The organism is Embleya sp. NPDC059237 (assembly GCF_042754105.1).
In the GTDB taxonomy this organism is placed as follows: Bacteria; Actinomycetota; Actinomycetes; order Streptomycetales; family Streptomycetaceae; genus Embleya.
Genome location: NZ_JBHZAE010000007.1, coordinates 31,911 through 50,376, shown reverse-complemented (window position 1 = coordinate 50,376; position 18,466 = coordinate 31,911). Strand labels below are relative to the sequence as shown.

Genomic DNA, 18,466 nt, shown 5'->3' with positions numbered 1-18,466 from the left:
AAAGAGCCCGGTGTGCAGGCACACCGGGCTCTTCGCTTCGATACTTTTCAACAGGGGTGGAGGTGGCGGGAATTGAACCCGCGTCCTACGGTGCGGAACCAGAGCTTCTCCGAGCGCAGTCCACAATGATTTTCTCGGCCCCGGTGTTCACGTGGACAAGACACCGACGGGCCCAGTTACTGTTTTTTGTCCCGAACGACCCCGTAACCGGGTCGGGCGGTGAAGTCCCCTAGATTATGCCAGGGTCCGGGGCGGGGACGCACCCGGTCTGACACCTTCGGATACTCGCTTAGGCAGCGAGGGCGAAGGAATCGCGCTTGGTATCGGCGATTATTTGTTTGCGACATATGGTTAACGAGATCATTGTCGCTTCCTCGGCTCGCTTCCTCTGCTTCGACAGCCGCAGTCGAAACCGATCACCCCCTATTGAATTTTCAAGCAACCACCCGAGGGTGTCCTGCTCGAACGGCCCGACTCGCCACACATGCTCGAGCCGAACCAGGCACATCGTACGGTCCAACGTCGGACCGGTCCACTTCATTCCCCGCCGGTCACTCTCGCCGCCGGTTCACTGCCGACGGCCGCGCACGTACTTGGACATCACGCGCTCCGTCTCCCGCTTGTCCTGCTGTTCGCGCAGGGTCTGTCGTTTGTCGTAGTTCTTCTTGCCCTTGGCCAGCGCCAGTTCGAGCTTCGCCCGGCCGTCCTTGAAGTACAGGCTCAGCGGCACCAGCGTGTGACCCGTCTCCTGGGTCGACTGGACCAGCTTGTCGATCTCGTGCCGGTGCAGCAGCAGCTTCCGCTTGCGTCGCGCCGTGTGATTGGTCCACGTGCCCTGGGAGTATTCCGAGATGTGCACGTTGTGCAGCCACACCTCGCCGCCGTCGATGCTCGCGAAGCCGTCCACCAGGGACGCCTTGCCGGCCCGCAACGACTTGACCTCGGTGCCGGTCAGCACGAGCCCGACTTCGAGGGTGTCCTCGATCAGGTAGTCGTGCCGCGCCTTCTTGTTCTGGGCGATGAGTTTGCGCCCGATCTCTTTCGCCATGATCCCTGCATTCTCGCGCATGGCCGCAAGCCCATTACCCCGGAGCCGGCCCGGCCGTCACAACCACAGTGCCGGGTCGACGAAGTCGCCGTCCACCAGCACCTCGAAGTGCAGGTGCGCGCCGGTGGACCAGCCCGTGTCGCCGGAGCGGCCGACCTGGTCGCCCCGGGCCACCCGCTGCCCCTCGCGCACGGTGATCCGGGACAGGTGGTTGTACGTCGTGGTCAGCGCGACGCCGCCGACCCGCCCGTGGGAGAGCACCACGCGGTAGCCGTACGCCGCGTTGTAGCCGGTCTGCACCACCGTGCCCTCGCGGGCGGCGGCCACCGCGGTGCCCTCGGGGACCGCGAAGTCGGTGCCGGTGTGCAGCTTCGTGTACTCCAGGATCGGGTGGTAGCGCATCCCGAAGCCCGAGCTGATCGCACCGCGGACCGGGTAGGACAGCGCGCCGCCCGTGACCGAGGAGGACGTCTGCGGCCCGGCGCCCCGGGCGGGCGCGTTGCTGCGGTTGACCAGCTCCGTCAGCCGCTTCTGCTCGGTGCGGATCGCCTCGTAGCGCTGCTGGTCGGCCGCCTTCTCCTCGCGCGCGGTGGCCAGCGCGCGCTCACGCTGCGCGCCGAGCGCGGTCACCCTCGCCGCCGCCTCGGTCGCGATCTTCTCCAGCGCGACCACCTCGGCCAGGTTCCGCCCGGCCTCGGCGTGCCTGCGCCGGGCCTCCTCGCGGCGCCGCTCCAGCTCGGCCCGGCGGGCGTCCACCGCGTCCCGGGTGCGCTCCAGGCGCGCGATGGTCTCGTGGTCCGCCTGCACCATGCGCCGATAGCTCTCAAGGCTGCTCAGCAGCTCCGCGGGGGTCTGCGCGCGCAGGATCATCGACAGCTGCGCCATCTGCCCGCTGCGGTACGCCCGCCCCACCAGCTGCGCCACGTCGTCGCGCACCGCCTGGGTCGCGGCGGCCACGTCGCGCAACTCGGCCTCCGCGGTGGTCACCGCGGCCTCCGCCAGCTCCACGGCGTGGCTCAGATCGGCGGTACGGGCCTGCGCCTCGGCCACCTTCGCCCGCGCGGCGTCGGCCGCGGCCCGGGCCCCCGGCGCGGCCGCCTCGGCCTCGGCGTACGCCTTCTCCGCCGCGGTCAGCCGGGCCAGCGACGCGTCCAGGTCGGCCCGCATATCCCGGGCCGCCACATCGGCGCGCTGCTTCCGGGCCCGCACGTCACCGTCGTCGTCGCCGTCCGCGTACGCGGGCACGAAACCCACCGCGGCGGCCGTGATCACCACGAGCACCGACAATCCGAGTCGCCTGGTCCGAATTCTGCGCATGATCACAAGAAACGCGGAATGCACGCGAATCGCCACTGAACACACCGGTATGGAAGTAATACGAACTCACACGAAACCCATCCGGACGCATACAGACGTTCGAGAGCCCCGCCGCGCCGTGGCGCTGCGGGGCTCTCGGGCCGCTCCGGGTACCCGGTGTTCGCCCGGTGCTCAGACCTTGAGGTATTTCAGCAGGGTGAAGAACGACGCGATCGCCGACATCACCGCGCCGAACACGATCAGCCACGGCAGGGTCATCAACACCGGACCCCAGCCGATCAGATCGAACGCGCTGAACTGCTGACCGAGCCCCTGTTTCACGCCGAAGTAGAACCCGGCGCTCAACAACCCGGTCGCCATCAGACCGCCCAGCAACCCGGCGATCGCGGATTCCATGATGAACGGCAATTGGATGTACAGGTTCGACGCGCCGACCAGGCGCATGATCCCGGTCTCCCGACGGCGGCTGAACGCGGACACCCGGGCGGTGTTGACGATCAGCAGGATCGCCACCAGGAGCATGAAGACCATCACCCCGAGCGCCGCCCATTGCGCGTTCTTCAGCAGTTTGAAGAACGGCTCCAGGATCTTGCGCTGGTCCTGGACGGACTGCACGCCCGGCCGCCCCTGGAACGCACTCGCCACCACCTGGTACTTGGTCGGGTCCTTCAATTTGACCCGGAAGGACTCCGGCAGCTGATCGGCGGTCACGCTGCCGGAGATCGGCGATTCCTTGTTCTGCTCCTTGAAGTGCTGGAACGCTTCCTGCTTGGTCTCGTAGTAGGTCTTCTCCACGAGCGGCATCCGGCTGAGTTCCGCGCGGAACCCCTCGCGCTGCTCGTTCGAGACCTCGCCGCCCTCGCAACCGGGCCCGTGGTCGCTCTTGCCGCACAGGAAGATCGAGACCTCGACCCGGTCGTACCAGAAGTCCTTCATCTCGTTCACCTGAACCCGCAGCAGCAGACCCGCTCCGGCCAGCGTGAGGGACAGCGCGACACTGACGATCACCGCGATCGTCATGGTCAGGTTCCGGCGGAGACCGACTCCGATCTCCGAGAGGACGAACTGGGCGCGCATGATGTCCTAGTCGCTAGGGGCGCGGCCGGACTGCCGCGCCGGGGTGGTCCGGTGGATCAGTGCTGGTAGCCGTACACGCCGCGAGACTGGTCGCGGACGAGTCGGCCCTGCTCCAGCTCGATGACGCGCTTGCGCATCTGGTCCACGATCGCCTGGTCGTGCGTGGCCATCAGGATCGTGGTGCCCGTCCGGTTGATCCGGTCGAGCAGCTTCATGATGCCGACGCTGTTCTGCGGGTCGAGGTTGCCGGTGGGTTCGTCGGCGATCAGGATCATCGGCCGGTTCACGAAGGCCCGGGCGATCGCCACCCGCTGCTGCTCACCACCGGACAGCTCGCCGGGCATGCGCTCCTCCTTGCCGCCCAGCCCCACCAGGTCCAGAACCTCCGGTACCACCTTGCGGATCGTGCCCCGAGGCTTGCCGATCACCTCGAGCGCGAACGCGACGTTCTGGTACACCGTCTTGTTCGGCAGCAGGCGGAAGTCCTGGAAGACCGTGCCCACCTGGCGGCGCAGCGCGGGCACCTTCCAGTTGGACAGTCGGCCGAGGTCCTTGCCCGCCACGAAGATGTTGCCCAGGGACGGCCGTTCCTCCTTGAGGACCAGCCGCAGGAAGGTGGACTTACCCGAGCCCGAGGACCCGACGAGGAAGACGAACTCACCCTTCTCCACTTCGAGGGAGACGTCGTGCAACGCGGGGCGCGGCTGCTTCGGGTAGGTCTTGCTGACGTTGTCGAATCGGATCACGGTTGCATCACGGTGCGCCAGTGTAGGGGGCAGGGCATGCAGCTGGGGGCACAGAGGAGGCCAAGGGACCACACCGTCGGGAGCCGGGCGCCCAGGCTCGAACGGAGTGGTCGTCGGGCATGGCCATTCCGTGAGTGTAAGCGGCACAGTGGAGGGTGACGGGAACTTCCCGCCGCGTCGTGAGCGTTATGTGTATCGATGCGTAATAGCGGAGCAATCGAGGCGGAGGAGTCGAGATGACCTTGGACCGCCTGGTGTGTGCGAACTGCGCCGGACTGGTCACGGAGGGTCGTTGCCCGACGTGTCGAGCCAGTCGCGAACGCCTCAGGGGCTCCGGCGGGATCAACCCCGCGATGGTGGCGGCACTCGCCCTGCTCGTCCTGGCGTGTGCGCTGCTGCTGGCCCGCGTGGGCGGCTGAGCCGCCCCAAGCGCGCCGGCGGCCGGGAGAGACCCGGCAACAGCCGAGACCGGACACGACGAAGGCCCTGGGTGCCCCCAGGGCCTTCGCGCTGTGCAGCGGCGCTCCGCGGCTTCCGGAACCCGAACCCGCCCTTGCCGGCAGCTGTCCGGCGCGGACCGATCCGAGCGGGCGCCCCGTTCTCGGGCCGGGCACAGGGCCCGACCGCGTACCGCGGGTGCCGCCCACCGCCCCCGGTTCCGGGCCGACCGTTTCACAGACGCACTCGCGATGACCGCGGTGCGCCCGGCTCGGAACGCCGGGACGGCGGATTCAGTGCCCCGGCACCGCCGCGCCGGGGCACAAGTCTTCGACTCAGGCCGCGGGGGCCTGCTGCCGGCGCCGAAGCCGCGCGGGGAGCACGGTGAAGGTGAAGCCACCGGCCGCCATCGCGGCACCGCCGACGATCAGGAATGCCATGTTGGCGCCGGAACCGGTCTCGGCCAGTTCCTTCTTGGCGGCCTGCTGCGCCGGCGCGGTGTCGCCGCCGCCGAAGTCGCGGACGGGGGCGTTCTGCTGGTCGTTGCCGCTGCTCGTCCGGGTGTTCCCGTCGCCGCCGCAGTTCAGGTCCAGCCCGCCGGAGGCGTGCGTGGCGTCACAGGTGTTGCCACCGGTGCTGCCGCCCGAGTTGCCCTTACTGGTGTTGCCCGAGCCGCCCGAGTTGCCCTTGGTGGTCCCGGCCGAGGTGCCCGACGACGTGCCCGTCGAGGTACCGGCCGAGGTGCCCGAGGACGTACCGGTCGAGGTGCCGGTCGAGGTACCCGTGGACGTACCGGCCGACGTGCCTGTCGAAGTACCGGTCGAGGTGCCCGTCGAGGTGCCGGTGGACGTACCCGTCGAGGTGCCGGTGGACGTACCCGTCGAAGTACCGGTCGAGGTACCCGTCGACGTACCGGCCGAAGTACCGGTGGAGGTACCGGTCGAGGTGCCGGTGGACGTACCGGTCGACGTGCCGGTCGAGGTACCCGTGGAGGTACCGGCCGACGTGCCCGTCGAGGTGCCCGTGGACGTGCCGGTCGAGGTACCCGTCGAGGTGCCCGCGGACGTTCCCGTCGAAGTACCGGTCGAGGTACCCGTCGACGTACCGGTGGAGGTCCCCGTGGAGGTCCCCGTCGAGGTGCCCGTCGAGGTGCCGGTGGACGTGCCCGCCGAGGTACCGGTCGAGGTACCCGTGGACGTACCGGTCGACGTGCCGGTGGAGGTGCCCGTCGACGTGCCGGTCGAAGTACCCGTCGAGGTACCGCCCGGACCACCCGGGCACGTGTGCGTCTGCTCGCACCCGTCGTCCGGCGAACCGCCGTCCGTCGCGCTCGCCACGCCGGCGACCGCGAAGGACGCGCCCGCCGCGAACAGCGCAGCGGCGGCCATCCGAGCCGTCCGGACGCGCATTTTGGTTGACATCAATTAACCCCCAGTTGGATGAGATCCCCGTATCCGCGCCGGCGCGGGTGGGGTCCCAAACGCCGTTGGGCATCACCCGACGCGCGTCCGTGCCATCTGTCGATGCGCTTCGGACTCCCCTGATCGGATGCGTCGCGGTAATGCCGCTGTTCAGACTGGTAACCGGGCGGATGCCGCGTCAAGGGCGTTCGGAGAGGGTTGCGGGGGTTAATTCCGATTCGCCGCGAAAATCGGCGCGAAAGCGCAACGCCACACGGCCCGGAACCCCCACCGAATCGTGGGCGTCCCGGGCCGTGATATCGACTTGTTCACCGGAATTTCCGGCGGCCGGTCTCGGCTACGCGGCGGCGGTCTGCTGGGTTTTGCGCCAGCGGATACCCGCCTCGATGAAGCCGTCGATCTCGCCGTCGAGCACCGACTGCGGATTGCCGACCTCGAATTCGGTGCGCAGGTCCTTGACCATCTGGTACGGGTGCAGGACGTAGGAGCGCATCTGGTTGCCCCAGGACGAGCCCTCGCCCTTGAGCGCGTTCATCCGGGCCTGCTCCTCCTGGCGCTGCCGCTCCAGCAGCTTGGCGGAGAGCACCGCCATCGCGGAGGCGCGGTTCTGGATCTGCGAGCGCTCGTTCTGGCAGGACACCACGATGCCGGTCGGGATGTGCGTGATCCGCACCGCCGAGTCGGTGGTGTTGACGCCCTGGCCGCCGGGACCGGAGGAACGGTAGACGTCGACCCGCAGTTCGGACTCGTCGATGTCGACCCGGTCGCTCTGCTCGACCACCGGCAACACCTCGACGCCCGCGAACGAGGTCTGTCGGCGGCCCTGGTTGTCGAACGGCGAGATGCGCACCAGGCGGTGCGTGCCCTGCTCGACGGACAGCGTGCCGTAGGCGTAGGGCACCTTGACCGCGAAGGTGGCCGACTTGATGCCGGCCTCCTCGGCGTAGGAGGTGTCGTAGACCTCGGTCGGGTAGCCGTGCCGCTCGGCCCAGCGGGTGTACATCCGCAGCAACATCTCGGCGAAGTCGGCGGCGTCCACACCACCGGCCTCGGAGCGGATGGTCACCAGCGCCTCGCGCGCGTCGTATTCGCCGGACAGCAGGGTGCGGACCTCGAGTTCGCCGACCGCCTTGTGCACCGCCGCGAGCTCGCTCTCGGCCTCGGCACGGGTGTCCGCGTCGTCCTCGGCCTCGGCCAGCTCGAACAGGACGTTCACGTCGTCGATCCGGCGGCGCAGGTCCTCGACCCGGCGCAGTTCGCCCTGGAGGAACGACAGCCGGCTGGTCACCTTCTGCGCGGCCTCGGGGTCGTCCCACAGATCCGGCGCCGCCGCCTTCTCGTTGAGAGCGGCCACGTCGGCCCGCATCTTGTCGAGGTCGAGGACGGCCTCGATCGACCCCATGGTCGACTCGACGGACTTGAGCTCTTCGGAAGGATCAACGGCAGCCACGCACCCATCCTAAGTGGACGGCGGCCCGACTCGGGACTCAGCCCGTGTCGGGGGTCGACGCGGCGCCTTGCAGGCGGCCGTTGTCGGCACGGACGTACACGTCGACCCGGTCGGCGCCGACGGCCGCCGCGGCGGGGGCGTCGGCGCTGGCGGTGTTCGGGTCGACCGGCCGCCAGCCGCCCTCGCCGGGCACCGCGCCGAGCAGTCGCCCGTTGCCGTCCCGGGCCAGCACGACCAGGCCCCGGGCCTGGCTCCAGGCGGCGGCCGGGCGCGCGGACGCGGCCAGGTTGACCCGCTCGGGCTCGCGCCAGGTGCCGTCGACGCTGGTGATGTGCAGCACCGCGTGGTCGCCCGCGCGCACCACGAAGGCGTCCAGCGTGCCGGGGCCGCTCGCGGTCAGCGCCGGCGCCGCCTCGATCCGGCCCGCGCTGGGCACCGTGGTGAAGCCGCTCCAGCCGCCGCCGGTGAGCGACCCGGCGGCCAGGCCGTCGCTCGCGGTGCGGGCCACGATGTCGATCCGGTCGCCGGTGGCCACCGCCGCGGGCGCGCCGGTGAGCTTGGTCTTGGCGTCCGTCCTGGTCCATTCGCCGAAGCGGCCGTCGGCGAACGTGGCGCGATACAGCAGCTTGTCGCTCACGCCGACGGCGAACACGTCCATCCGGCCGGGTCCGGTGGCCACCGCCGCCGGGTCGTCGGTGGTGCGGAAGGTGGGCAGCCTGCGCCATTCGCCCCAGCGCGCGCCGTCGCCGGAGACGTACCAGAGTCCGCCGTCGCCGTCGCGCTGCACGAGGTAGCTGCGGTCCGCGTCGACCCGGGCCGCGGCGGGGCCGCCCTGGAGCAGCACGGGCGCGGCGGGCAGCGGTGCGAACGCGGCCCACGCATAGCTGCCGGGGGCCCGCTGCGGGGCCGGTCCCTCGGAGCCGCGGGTCGGTCCGGGCGCGGTGTCGGTGGGCGGTCCGGCGCTTTGTCCGGCGGGGCGGGCCGGGTTGTCGTCGTCCCTGCCCAACCACATCGCGCCCGCGCCGATCACGACCACGGCCAGCACGCCGCCGAGCACCGCGACCCACCGGCGCCGGCCGCCGCGCGCCGGTTTGCCGCGCCGGTGCGACTGCACCGGGACCGCCTCCTCGAACACCGGGCGGGTCAGGTTGGTGTGCGTGTCCCGGCTGCCGTCGGCGGCCTCGGAGATGCCGGAGACCAGCGGGACCACGCCGGCCGGGCGCGGCACGGGGGTGTCCTGGCGGCCCGCGGTGCCGTTGGGGTCGGGTACGTCGAACGCGGGCAGACCGATCAGCGCGGGCAGGGCCGAGCGCAGCCGCTCGCCGAACTCGCGGGCGGTCAGCCGCGCGGCGGGCGCCTTGGACAGGCACGACGCGAGCACTGCGGCGAGCGGGTCGGGCAGGCCGGGGATGCCGGGCACCGGTTCGGTGACGTGGCGGCGCAGCACCGCGCCGGGGTGTCCGCCGCCGAACGGCGTCCAGCCGGTGAGCAGTTCGTACAGGACGGTGGCCAGCGCGTACACGTCCACCGCGGCCGTCGGTTGCAGGCCCTCGATGATCTCGGGGGCCAGGTAGTCGGGCGTGCCGATGATCCGGGTGGCCCGTGTGCGGCGCGGCGCGTCGACCAGGCGGGCGATGCCGAAGTCGGTGAGGCGGGCCCGGGAGACCCCGCCCGAGGTGTCGATCAGGATGTTCTCGGGCTTGACGTCGCGGTGGATCACCCCTTCCGCGTGTGCGGCGGAGAGGCCGTCGGCGACGTCGGCGACGATCGCGGCGGCCAGGCGCGGGGTGAGTACCCGTTCGCGCTCCAGCCGGGCCCGCAGGTCGGGGCCGATCACCAGGTCCATCACCAGGGCGAGGTCGGTGCCGTCGACGACCAGGTCGTGCACGCCCACGATGTTGGGGTGGTCGAGGCTGGTCAGCGCGGTGCGCTCCTGCACGAAGCGGGCGACCAACACCTGGTCGGACGCGAGGTCTTCGCGCAGCAGCTTGATCGCGACGGGTCCCTCGGGGCCCTCGCCCTGCCAGACGGTCCCGCTGGCGCCGCGCCCGAGCACCTTCAGGGCGACGTATCGGCTACCGATCTTGCGTGCCAAAGCAGCTCCGTGGACCCAGCGAGCGTGGTGCTCACAGCGGACTTCCCCGACCGCACCCTACGCGGCCGACCCCCGAATGCGGGGACCGTCGGGCAGGACGGCGTGTACGAGGCCGTCCTCGACGTGGGCGACCGGGGGATGACTTCGCGTCAGTTCTTGCCGCCACCGCCGCTGCCGTCGCCCTTGTCGCCGCCGTCGTTGCCGGTGACGAAGTCCTTGACGTCGTCGTACCAGCCTCGAACGGTATCGAAGGTGTCGATGGCGGAGTTCACCCAGTCGTGCAGCGGGCTGAACCAGTAGACGGCGAACAGGACCGCGGCGATGATCACCAGCCGCAGCAGGCAGCCGACGCCGCAGCCCACGCCGGGGATGCTGGTGAGTCGGAACCGCCGCCGGCGCGGCTCGCGTTCGCGGCGGTCGCGCGGCTCGCGCTCCCTGGGCTCGTCCGGCTCGCGCACGGCGCGCGGTCGGCGCCGGGGCTCATGTTCGGCCGCCTCGTCGCGGCGGTAGCGCGACGGGGGCGGTGGGGGCGGCGGCGGGCCGGGATCGGCCTGCGCGGGCGGGCCGGGCCGGCCGTGCTGCATCGGCTCGGCGTAGGCGGGCGGCGGGTGATGCGGGGCCTGCTGGGCCGGTTGTTGCCGCGTGGGCGGCGGTTGTTGCGGTTGCGGGTAGCCGGGCGGCTGCGTGCTCATCACCCGGGTCGCGTTCGGCGACGCGGGCGGTACGGGCGGCGTAGGCGGCGGGGTGGTCGGCGCGCTCGGGTAGCCGGCCCGGGTCTGTGGGAGCGCGCGGGTGGCGTCGGCGGCCCCACCGCCGCCGGCTCGGGCGCCGAACGCGCTCGCGGCCAGCACCTGTGCGATCGAGCCGTCGTCGGGTCGCGCGCCGGAGACCACGTCGGCGGCCATCCGCAACGCGCGGCCGAGACCCGCCGCGTCGGGCCGCACCTCGGGCTGCTTGGCCAGACAGCGCTCGGTGATCAGCCAGTAGGCGTCGGGCATGCCCGCCGGCCGCGCCGGGATCTCGGTCAGGTGGTGGTGCAGCAGCGCGATCGGGTTGGTGTCGCGGAACGGCGGGTGTCCGGCGACCAGTTCGTAGAGCACCACGCCCGCCGCGTAGACGTCCACGGCGGGGGTGAGCGGGCGGCCCTCGGCGGTCTCCGGGGCCACGTAGCTGGGGGTGCCGACGAGTTCGTGGGTGCGGGTGAGCGCGGGCGAGTCGGCGAGCCGGGCGATGCCGAAGTCGGTCAGCATCGGGTAGAGCGAGTCGCCGTTGCGGGCCAGCATGATGTTGGCCGGTTTCAGGTCGCGGTGTATCACGCCGTCGGCGTGTGTCACGCTCAACGCGTCGCAGATCTGAGCCATCGTCAGCGCCGCGGGGGCGGCCGGGAGCGGGCCGTTGTCGCGCAGGTAGGTGCGCAGGTCGGGACCGTCGATCAGGTCCATCACCAGGGCGAGCGTCTCGCCCTCGACGACGAGGTCGCGCACGTGTACGAGGTTGGGGTGGCGCAGGTTGAGCAGCAGTGAGCGCTCGCGCAGGAAGCGGGTGACCACGTCCGGGTCGGTACCCAACTCCTCGCGCAGCACCTTGACCGCGACCACCTCGCCGGAGTCGCGCACGCTCGCGCGCCAGACGGTGCCACTGGCTCCGCGCCCCAGAGTCTCCTGGAGCAGATATTTGCTGCCGACCGGCCGGTCCACGCCGCTCCCCACTGTCCTGTCCGCCACCTGGGCGGTGGTGCCGGGTTGCCTCCCACCCTAGGTGGTACTCAGGTACGGACGCATCGACCGCAGGTACGGTTCGGCCGGCCGGGTCGAACCTTGTCCGATCGGGTTCTCGGCGGATACTCGACACGGGGTCGACGTCGGGGGGTCGGCGCGATGGGGTCGGGGCCGCTCCCGTGTTCGGGCGATTCGCCGGCGACCCGGTCGTTTGCGGTCGAAATTCGGACAAGAACCTTCGTCCGTCCGGCCGTGGGCGACATGACGGTCGTGGGTGCGAGGATGCCTCTTGTTTTCTGCTCGGAGGAGGGAGGGCGCGCATGCAGATCCGGCTCACCGTGCACGGACCGCAGCGGACCGGACCGGGCGCCGACGTGCTCGTCACCGCGCCGTCCGGAACGACCTTCGCGGGGATCGCGGGCGCGCTGCGGACCGCCTCCGGCACCGACGGCCAACGTTTTTGGGTGGGCGACGTGCGGCTGCGCGACGACACCCCCGTGGGCCGACCACCCCTGGTGGACGGCGCCCTGATCACCGTCGACGCGCTCGGCTCCCCCTCCCCCTCCGCCGGGTCCGCGCAACTGCGGGTGGTCGGCGGGCCGGACGCGGGCGGCGTGCACCTGCTGCACCAGGGCGGGGTACGGATCGGCCGCGCGCCCGAGGCCGAGGTGCGGCTGGGCGATCCCGACCTGTCCCGGCTGCACGCCGAACTGTGGATAGAGCCCGGTCGCATCCGGGTCGCCGACCTCGACTCGACCAACGGCACCACCGTGGACGGCATGCCGGTCGGGCGCGAGCCGGTCGACCTGCCGCCGGGATCGCTGCTGCGGGTCGGCGAGTCCACCCTGCAGACGTTCCTGCCCCAGCCCTACGGCTCGCCCGACGATGCCTCCGGCGCCCCGGCGCGAGCCGACGGCACCGGCCACATCGAGGTCCGCCGGGTCGCCCGCGCGCAGTTGCCGGTGCCCGCCCGGGCCCGCTTCGAACTGCCCGAGGAGGCACCGGGGCGGCGGCGCCCGTTCGCGCTGCGCCGCCGGGCCGGCGGGACCGAGCGCGAGACGATCGAGGCGGCGGCCCGCTCGGCGCTGCTCGACGAGGTGCGCTGGCGTCGCGACCGGTCGCCCGACCCGGCCACGCTGCTGCTCGACGCGCTGGCCACCGGCGAGCCGGGTCCGGTGGGCCGGTTGTGGGAGCGCGCGGCCGGCCACCCGGAGGCGCTGAGCGTGCGCCTGGGGGTCGGCGACCTGCCGTCGCGGGTGACCCTGGTGGAGCCGCCGACCTCGGCCGGCGAGGGCGCGGAGCGCAGGTTGACCGCGTTCTCCGTACCGGTCACCGTCTCGCTCGAGGACACCGTCCTCGGCCTGGCCGGGCCGCGGCTTCGGCTGCTCGGTCTGGCCCGCTCGGTGGTCGCCCAACTCGCCGGGCTGCACGGGCCGCAGGACGTCGAACTGGTCGTGCTGTGCGCCGACGGCGCCACCGCCGCCGACTGGTCCTGGGCCCGCTGGTTGCCGCATCTGCGGCCGGGCGAGGGCCAGGACTGCCGGCTCCTGGTCGGCCTGGGCCCGGAGCAGGTGCTGGCCCGCGCCGGCGAGCTGCTCGATCGCATCGACACCGCCGAGCGGGTGCCGGTCCGACGCACCGTGGTCGTGCTCGACGGCGCCGGCCGACTGGCCGCCCGGCCGGAGATCGTCCGGCTCCTGGTCGAGGGCCCCGCGGCCGGCGTACACGCGCTGTGCCTGGACGAGCGGGCCGAGGACCTGCCGGCGCAGTGCTCGGCGGTGGCCCACGTCACCGGCGAGGTGGGCACCCGGATCGACCTGATCGGACCGGGCACGCGCCGATCGACCGACGTGGTCGCCGACGCGGTGTCCTCCGCGTGGGCGGACCGCTTCGCCCGCGCGCTGGCCCCGTTGCGCGAGGCCACCCGCCGGGTCACCTCGCCGCTGCCCGAGTCGGTCCGCCTGCTCGACCTGCTCAACCTGGATCTGCTCACCCCCGCCAAGCTGCTCGCGGGCTGGCGCGAGGCGGGCCACTCGCCGCGCGCGGTGCTGGGTTCGGACGCGCGCGGGGCGATCACCGTCGACCTGTCCACCGAGGGCCCGCACGTGGTGATCGGCGGGGCCGCCCGCTCGGGCCGCTCCGAGTTGTTGGCCTCCGTGTTGTGTTCGCTCGCGGTGGCGAACCGGCCCGACGAGTTGGCCATCGCGCTGGTCCGGGGCCCCGAGGGGCTGTCCGACCTGCCGCATGTGGTGGGCTCGCCGGCCGACGCCGACGCCGACGTCTCGGCCACGGGCGACGCGATCGCCGCCGTGCGCGAGGAGTTGGACCGCCGCGAGGGGCTGCTGCGCGGCACCTCGTTCGAGGCGTACCGGACGGGCCCGGGCGGGGCGCTGCCCCGGCTGGTGGTGGCGGTGGACGACATAGACCTGCTGGCCGAGACGTACCCGGGGTGCGTCAAGGGCCTGGCCGACGTGGCCCACCGCGGCGGCGCGCACGGCGTACACCTGCTGGTGACCACGGGTCGACCCGCCCGGAGCCTGGAGATCGAGGCCGCGGCGGGCGCCGAACTGCGGATCGCCCTGCGCGTGGACGATCCGCAGTCCTCCCGCGTGCTGATCGACGTCGAGGACGCGGCGGGCGTGGACGAGGACTACCCGGGCCGGGGTTTCGTGCGCGGCCGCGACGGCGCGGTGATCCCCTTCCAGGGCGGCCGGGTGACCGGCCGAATGCCGCGCACGGCGACCCTGCGCCCCACCGTCGTGCGCCAGGAGTGGCAGGAGATGGGCAACCGCCTGGCCCGCCGCCCCACCCCGGTCGGCGGCGGCAACGGCCCCACCGACCTGGCTCTGCTCACCGGCGCGGTCCGCCGCGCCGCCGAACAACTGGGCACCCCGTTGCAATCGCGCCTATGGCCCAGAGCCCCTTTGCACCTGACCCAAAAGGCCCGGTAGCCACAAGCCCGGCAGCCACCAACCCCCACGGGCCGAATCGCCGCCCCGAACGCGGTAACCCGCAGCCCGAACACCAAAACGCCACGGGTGGAGCGGGCGGGTAACCCAACCCGAGCCCACCGACTACACAGCCAACCCAGGCGCCGGAAACCGCCCCAAAAACTCCCGCACCTCACCCCGCACGCGAGACTCCTCGCCCTCCGACCCCCCGACCACCCGATCGATCCACCCGGCGACCAACGCCATGTCCTCCACCCCCACGCCACGCGACGTGAGCGCCGGCGTCCCCAACCGAATCCCCGACGGATCGAACGGCGACCGGGTATCGAACGGCACCGTGTTGTAGTTGACCACGATCCCCGCCCGATCCAGCGCCCGTGCCGCGACCTTGCCCGGCACCCCGCGCCGCGTCAGATCCACCAGGAGCAGGTGCGTGTCCGTCCCGCCCGAGACCAACTCGAATCCGCGCGCGGCCAGTTCCTCCCCCAGTCGCCGTGCGTTCGCCACCACCTGCCGCGCATAGGCCCGGAAGTCCTCCGTCGCCGCCTCGCGCAACGCGACCGCGATCGCCGCCGTGGTGTGGTTGTGCGGCCCCCCTTGTAGGCCCGGGAAGACCGCCTTGTCGATCGCCTTGGCATGCTCGGCGCGACACATCAGCATCGCCCCGCGCGGACCCCGCAGCGTCTTGTGTGTGGTGGTGGACACCACGTCCACGTGCGGGACCGGCGAGGGGTGCACACCGGCCGCGATCAGCCCGGCGATGTGCGCCACGTCCGCGACCAGGATCGCGTCCACCTCGCGGGCGATCTCCGCGAACGCGGCGAAGTCCACCGTGCGCGGCACGGCCGTACCGCCGCAGAAGATCAGTCTCGGCCGCTCCCGCAGGGCCACGTCGCGCACCTCGTCGAGGTCGGTGCGCCCGGTGTCCGCGCGCACCCCGTAGCGCACGCCCCGAAACCACGTCCCGGTCGCGGACACGCCCCAGCCGTGCGTGAGGTGTCCGCCGCTCGGCAGCGCCATGCCCAGCACCGTGTCGCCGGGCCGGGCGAAGGCGAGGTAGACCGCGAGGTTGGCCGGCGAGCCCGAGTAGGGCTGCACGTTGGCGTGCTCCACGCCGAACAGCGACTTCGCCCGCTCGCGCGCGATGTTCTCGATCGGGTCGACGTTTTGCTGGCCCTCGTAGTAGCGCCGGCCGGGATACCCCTCGGAATACTTGTTGGTGAGCACCGTCCCGGTCGCCTCCAACACGGCGGCGGAGACGTAGTTCTCACTCGGGATCAGCCGCAGCGTGTCCTGCTGCAAGGCCTCCTCGGCCCGCACGAGCGAGGCGATCTCCGGGTCGGTACGGCCGAGTTCGACATGACGGTCCATCATTCCTCCGGCTCGGTTCACAACGAGATGTGAGCCGGGTGCCCAGGCGGACGACACCTCGTCGGCGGAACCACCGCTCCCCCGTGGTCATTCCACGTGTACGCCAGTCGCGGCACGGTCAGCATACGGAGCGCGACCGGCATCCGTCCCCCCATTACGCACTGATGATCGAAAGTCACGAATAAGGCTCGTTGCGTGGGGCAGGGCTTGTGGCGAACGCCACACCAGGCGTACGACAGGACATCGGAAGGCGACATCTGTCCACCCTCGGGGGAAATTCGTGGCGGAAGTGGTTCTGGATGGGGTCGGAAAGGTTTACACCGACGGTACGAGAGCGGTCACCTCGCTCGATCTGACCGTTGCGGACGGGGAGTTCCTGGTATTGGTCGGTCCGTCCGGATGTGGCAAGACCACCGCGTTACGCATGGTGGCCGGCCTGGAGGAGATCAGCGAGGGCACGGTCAGCATCGGGGATCGGGTGGTCAACCGGATCCCCTCGCGGGATCGGGACGTGGCGATGGTGTTCCAGAGCTACGCCCTGTATCCGCATCTGAACGTGCGGGACAACATCGGATTCGGGCTCAGATTACGGAAATTGCCCAAGGCGGAGATCCGCGAGCGGGTCGACCGGGCGGCGCGGACGCTGGGACTGGCCGAGCACCTGGGCCGCAAACCGCGTCAACTCTCCGGCGGACAGCGGCAACGGGTGGCGATGGGCCGGGCGATCGTGCGTGAGCCCCAGGCGTTCCTGATGGACGAACCGCTGTCCAATCTCGACGCGAAGCTACGCGTGCAGATGCGCGCTCAGATCGCCCGGCTGACCCGCGAACTCGGCGTCACCACGCTGTATGTGACGCACGATCAGACCGAGGCGATGACGCTCGGCGATCGGGTCGCGGTGATGAAGAAGGGGGTGCTCCAGCAGGTCGCGCCACCCCAGGAGTTGTACGACCACCCGGTCAACCTGTTCGTGGCGGGCTTCATCGGCTCGCCCGCGATGAACCTGCTCACCGGCGAGTTGACCCGCGACAAGGCGGGCGACTTCGCGGTGGGCGTGGGCAGTCAGCGGTTGTCCGTGCCCGCCGAGGTGCTCGCCGCCCGGCCGGCCCTGGCCGGATACGCCGGGCGGTCGCTGATCGTCGGCATTCGGCCCGAGGACCTGCACGACGCCGCCCTGGAGGGCGCCGAGCCCGCGCCGGGCGCGGTGTTGCGGGCCGAGGCCGACCTGGTCGAGGCGATGGGTTCCGAGGTGCTGGTCCACGTGAGCGTGGACGCGCCGCCGGCGGTGACCGAGGACGTCCAGGAGCTGGCGCGCGACGTCGGCGCGGAGGAACAGGTGCCCGATCCGGACGCGGCGCACTCCGAACTCGTGGCCCGCTTCGGCCCGCGCACCAGCGCCCGCGAGGGCGCGGGCGTGGTGATGCGGGTGGCGACCGACCGGCTGCACTTCTTCGACCCGGAGACGGGTCTGTCCATTACGGAGGATGCGTGAAGCGGCTTGTGGGCGCCTTGGCGGTCGCCTCGATGCTCGCCATGGGTCTCGCGGCCTGCAGCGACGACGGCGACGGCAAGGACAAGAAGAGCGACTCGACGCCGAGCGGCGGCGGTGCGCCGGTACCCAGGCTCGACGGCACCACGGTGAGCGTCGCGGCGGTGTGGACCGGTGACGAACAGGCCGCGTTCAAGAAGGTGCTCGCCGACTTCGAGAAGCGTACGGGGGCCAAGACCGAGTTCATCCCCACCGGCGACAGCGCCTCCACGTTCCTGGGCCAGCGGGTCGAGGGCAACGCGCCGCCGGACGTGGCGTTCCTGGCCCAGCCCGGCGTACTCCAGCAGTTTGCGCAAAAGGGCTGGATCAAGCCGCTCGCGCCGGACGTCCAGCAGAGCGTGCAGGCCAACTTCTCCGGCCAGTGGCAAAAGCTCGGCTCCTACCAGGACAAGCTCTACGGCGTGTACTACAAGGGCGCCAACAAGTCGCTGATCTGGTACAACGCCAAGGTCTACGAGAACGCCGGCGCGACCGAGGCGAAGACCTGGGACGACCTGCTCAAGAACGCGGGCCTGATCTCCGACTCGGGCACACCGCCGTTCGCGATCGGCGGCGCCGACGGCTGGGTGCTCACCGACTGGTTCGAGAACATCTACCTGAGCCAGGCGGGCCCGGAGAAGTACGACCAACTGGCCAAGCACAAGATCCCGTGGACCGACCCCTCGGTGAAGACCGCGCTGGAGACGCTGGCCCAGGTCTTCGGCAAGAGCGACTGGTTCCCCGGCGGCTCCGGCGGCGTGCTCCAGACCGAGTTCCCCGCGTCCGTACCGCAGGCGTTCGGCGATCCGCCGAAGGCGGGCATGATCGCGGGCGGCGACTTCATCGGCACCAACATCATCAAGGACACCAAGGCCAAGATCGGCGCCGACGCGAAGTTCTTCGGCTTCCCCGCGGTCGGCACCGGCAAGGCGCCGGTGGTCACCGGCGGCGACGTGGCGGTGGCGATGAAGGACTCCCCCGGCGCCCAGGCGCTGCTGAAGTATCTGGCCTCGCCGGACGCGGCCAAGGTGTGGGCGCAGCAGGGCGGTTACCTCTCGCCGAACAAGAACCTGGACTTCGCGGCCTACCGCGACGACACCACGCGCGGGATCGCGAAGAACCTGATCGCGGCGGGCGAGGACTTCCGCTTCGACCTCTCCGACCAGGCGCCGGCTGCGTTCGGCGGCACCAAGGGCGAAGGCGAGTGGCGCGACCTCCAGGACTTCCTGCGCAATCCCTCCGATGTCGCGGGGGCGCAGGCCAAGCTGGAGGCGGACGCCGCCAAGGCCTACTCGGCCGGGTGATC

12 protein-coding genes, 1 other RNA gene, 1 pseudogene and 1 riboswitch are annotated in these 18,466 nt (G+C 71.4%); of the genes and pseudogenes, 5 read left to right on the top strand and 9 right to left on the bottom strand.

Features of this window, described 5'->3' with window-relative positions:
• Positions 1 to 54 precede the first annotated feature (54 nt).
• From ssrA to ftsE, 5 genes are all read right to left on the bottom strand, one after another.
• Positions 55 to 424: a transfer-messenger RNA gene (gene ssrA, locus ACFXKZ_RS22440) on the bottom strand.
• Positions 425 to 568: 144 nt separating this feature from the next.
• A complete protein-coding gene (gene smpB / locus ACFXKZ_RS22435) occupies positions 569 to 1,048 on the bottom strand; it encodes an SsrA-binding protein SmpB (protein WP_126643611.1) in 480 nt (159 codons plus the stop codon).
• Between the two features lie 57 nt (positions 1,049 to 1,105).
• Positions 1,106 to 2,365, bottom strand: a complete 1,260-nt coding sequence (locus tag ACFXKZ_RS22430; RefSeq protein WP_380002703.1) for a M23 family metallopeptidase — start codon at positions 2,363 to 2,365, stop codon at positions 1,106 to 1,108.
• 171 nt (positions 2,366 to 2,536) lie between these two features.
• On the bottom strand, positions 2,537 to 3,442 hold the full coding sequence (gene ftsX / locus ACFXKZ_RS22425; RefSeq protein WP_078977037.1) for a permease-like cell division protein FtsX: 906 nt from the start codon (positions 3,440 to 3,442) through the stop codon (positions 2,537 to 2,539).
• A gap of 56 nt (positions 3,443 to 3,498) precedes the next feature.
• Positions 3,499 to 4,188, bottom strand: a complete 690-nt coding sequence (gene ftsE, locus ACFXKZ_RS22420; RefSeq protein WP_078977036.1) for a cell division ATP-binding protein FtsE — start codon at positions 4,186 to 4,188, stop codon at positions 3,499 to 3,501.
• Between the two features lie 236 nt (positions 4,189 to 4,424).
• Between ftsE and ACFXKZ_RS22415 the strand changes: the two genes are divergently transcribed.
• The gene (locus ACFXKZ_RS22415) at positions 4,425 to 4,607 is read left to right on the top strand and encodes a hypothetical protein (RefSeq protein WP_380002701.1); all 183 of its coding nucleotides are present in this window, start codon (positions 4,425 to 4,427) and stop codon (positions 4,605 to 4,607) included.
• A gap of 457 nt (positions 4,608 to 5,064) precedes the next feature.
• On the top strand, positions 5,065 to 6,054 hold the full coding sequence (locus ACFXKZ_RS22410) for a hypothetical protein (protein ID WP_380002700.1): 990 nt from the start codon (positions 5,065 to 5,067) through the stop codon (positions 6,052 to 6,054).
• Positions 6,055 to 6,384: 330 nt separating this feature from the next.
• Here the strand turns inward: ACFXKZ_RS22410 and prfB are convergent, their stop codons facing one another.
• From prfB to ACFXKZ_RS22395, 3 genes and pseudogenes are all read right to left on the bottom strand, one after another.
• Entirely contained in the window at positions 6,385 to 7,497 is a 1,113-nt protein-coding gene (gene prfB, locus ACFXKZ_RS22405) for a peptide chain release factor 2 (protein ID WP_126643607.1), read from the bottom strand.
• Between the two features lie 943 nt (positions 7,498 to 8,440).
• Positions 8,441 to 9,592 (bottom strand): annotated as a pseudogene (locus tag ACFXKZ_RS22400) (serine/threonine-protein kinase); the annotation flags it as partial.
• 149 nt (positions 9,593 to 9,741) lie between these two features.
• Positions 9,742 to 11,316, bottom strand: a complete 1,575-nt coding sequence (locus tag ACFXKZ_RS22395; protein WP_380002699.1) for a serine/threonine-protein kinase — start codon at positions 11,314 to 11,316, stop codon at positions 9,742 to 9,744.
• Positions 11,317 to 11,630: 314 nt separating this feature from the next.
• Between ACFXKZ_RS22395 and ACFXKZ_RS22390 the strand changes: the two genes are divergently transcribed.
• Positions 11,631 to 14,261: an FHA domain-containing protein gene (locus ACFXKZ_RS22390; RefSeq protein ID WP_380002698.1), complete on the top strand. Its 2,631-nt coding sequence runs from the start codon at positions 11,631 to 11,633 to the stop codon at positions 14,259 to 14,261.
• Between the two features lie 123 nt (positions 14,262 to 14,384).
• On the opposite strand, the gene glyA is transcribed toward ACFXKZ_RS22390, so the two are convergent.
• Positions 14,385 to 15,635 (bottom strand): serine hydroxymethyltransferase, encoded by a 1,251-nt coding sequence (gene glyA / locus ACFXKZ_RS22385; RefSeq protein WP_380002697.1) that lies wholly within the window; start codon positions 15,633 to 15,635, stop codon positions 14,385 to 14,387.
• A 30-nt stretch (positions 15,636 to 15,665) separates the two neighbouring features.
• A riboswitch (ZMP/ZTP riboswitch) is annotated at positions 15,666 to 15,753 on the bottom strand.
• Between the two features lie 159 nt (positions 15,754 to 15,912).
• Here glyA and ACFXKZ_RS22380 point away from each other — a divergent pair.
• Both ACFXKZ_RS22380 and ACFXKZ_RS22375 read left to right on the top strand, forming a co-directional pair.
• Positions 15,913 to 17,124 carry an ABC transporter ATP-binding protein gene (locus tag ACFXKZ_RS22380; RefSeq protein WP_380002696.1) on the top strand — a complete coding sequence of 404 codons (1,212 nt, stop codon included), beginning with the start codon at positions 15,913 to 15,915 and terminating at the stop codon, positions 17,122 to 17,124.
• The gene (locus tag ACFXKZ_RS22375) at positions 17,121 to 18,464 is read left to right on the top strand and encodes an ABC transporter substrate-binding protein (protein ID WP_380002695.1); all 1,344 of its coding nucleotides are present in this window, start codon (positions 17,121 to 17,123) and stop codon (positions 18,462 to 18,464) included. Before ACFXKZ_RS22380 ends, ACFXKZ_RS22375 begins: the two co-directional genes overlap by 4 nt.
• The last annotated feature ends 2 nt before the right edge of the window (positions 18,465 to 18,466 follow it).

What these genes read in the sequence shown, in the direction of transcription:
- smpB (WP_126643611.1), bottom strand. Translation starts at nt 1,048, where the DNA reads ATGGCGAAAGAGATCGGGCGCAAACTCATCGCCCAGAACAAGAAGGCG.
- ACFXKZ_RS22430 (WP_380002703.1), bottom strand. Translation starts at nt 2,365, where the DNA reads ATGCGCAGAATTCGGACCAGGCGACTCGGATTGTCGGTGCTCGTGGTG.
- ftsX (WP_078977037.1), bottom strand. Translation starts at nt 3,442, where the DNA reads ATGCGCGCCCAGTTCGTCCTCTCGGAGATCGGAGTCGGTCTCCGCCGG.
- ACFXKZ_RS22415 (WP_380002701.1), top strand. Translation starts at nt 4,425, where the DNA reads ATGACCTTGGACCGCCTGGTGTGTGCGAACTGCGCCGGACTGGTCACG.
- ACFXKZ_RS22410 (WP_380002700.1), top strand. Translation starts at nt 5,065, where the DNA reads ATGTTGGCGCCGGAACCGGTCTCGGCCAGTTCCTTCTTGGCGGCCTGC.
- ACFXKZ_RS22390 (WP_380002698.1), top strand. Translation starts at nt 11,631, where the DNA reads ATGCAGATCCGGCTCACCGTGCACGGACCGCAGCGGACCGGACCGGGC.
- glyA (WP_380002697.1), bottom strand. Translation starts at nt 15,635, where the DNA reads ATGATGGACCGTCATGTCGAACTCGGCCGTACCGACCCGGAGATCGCC.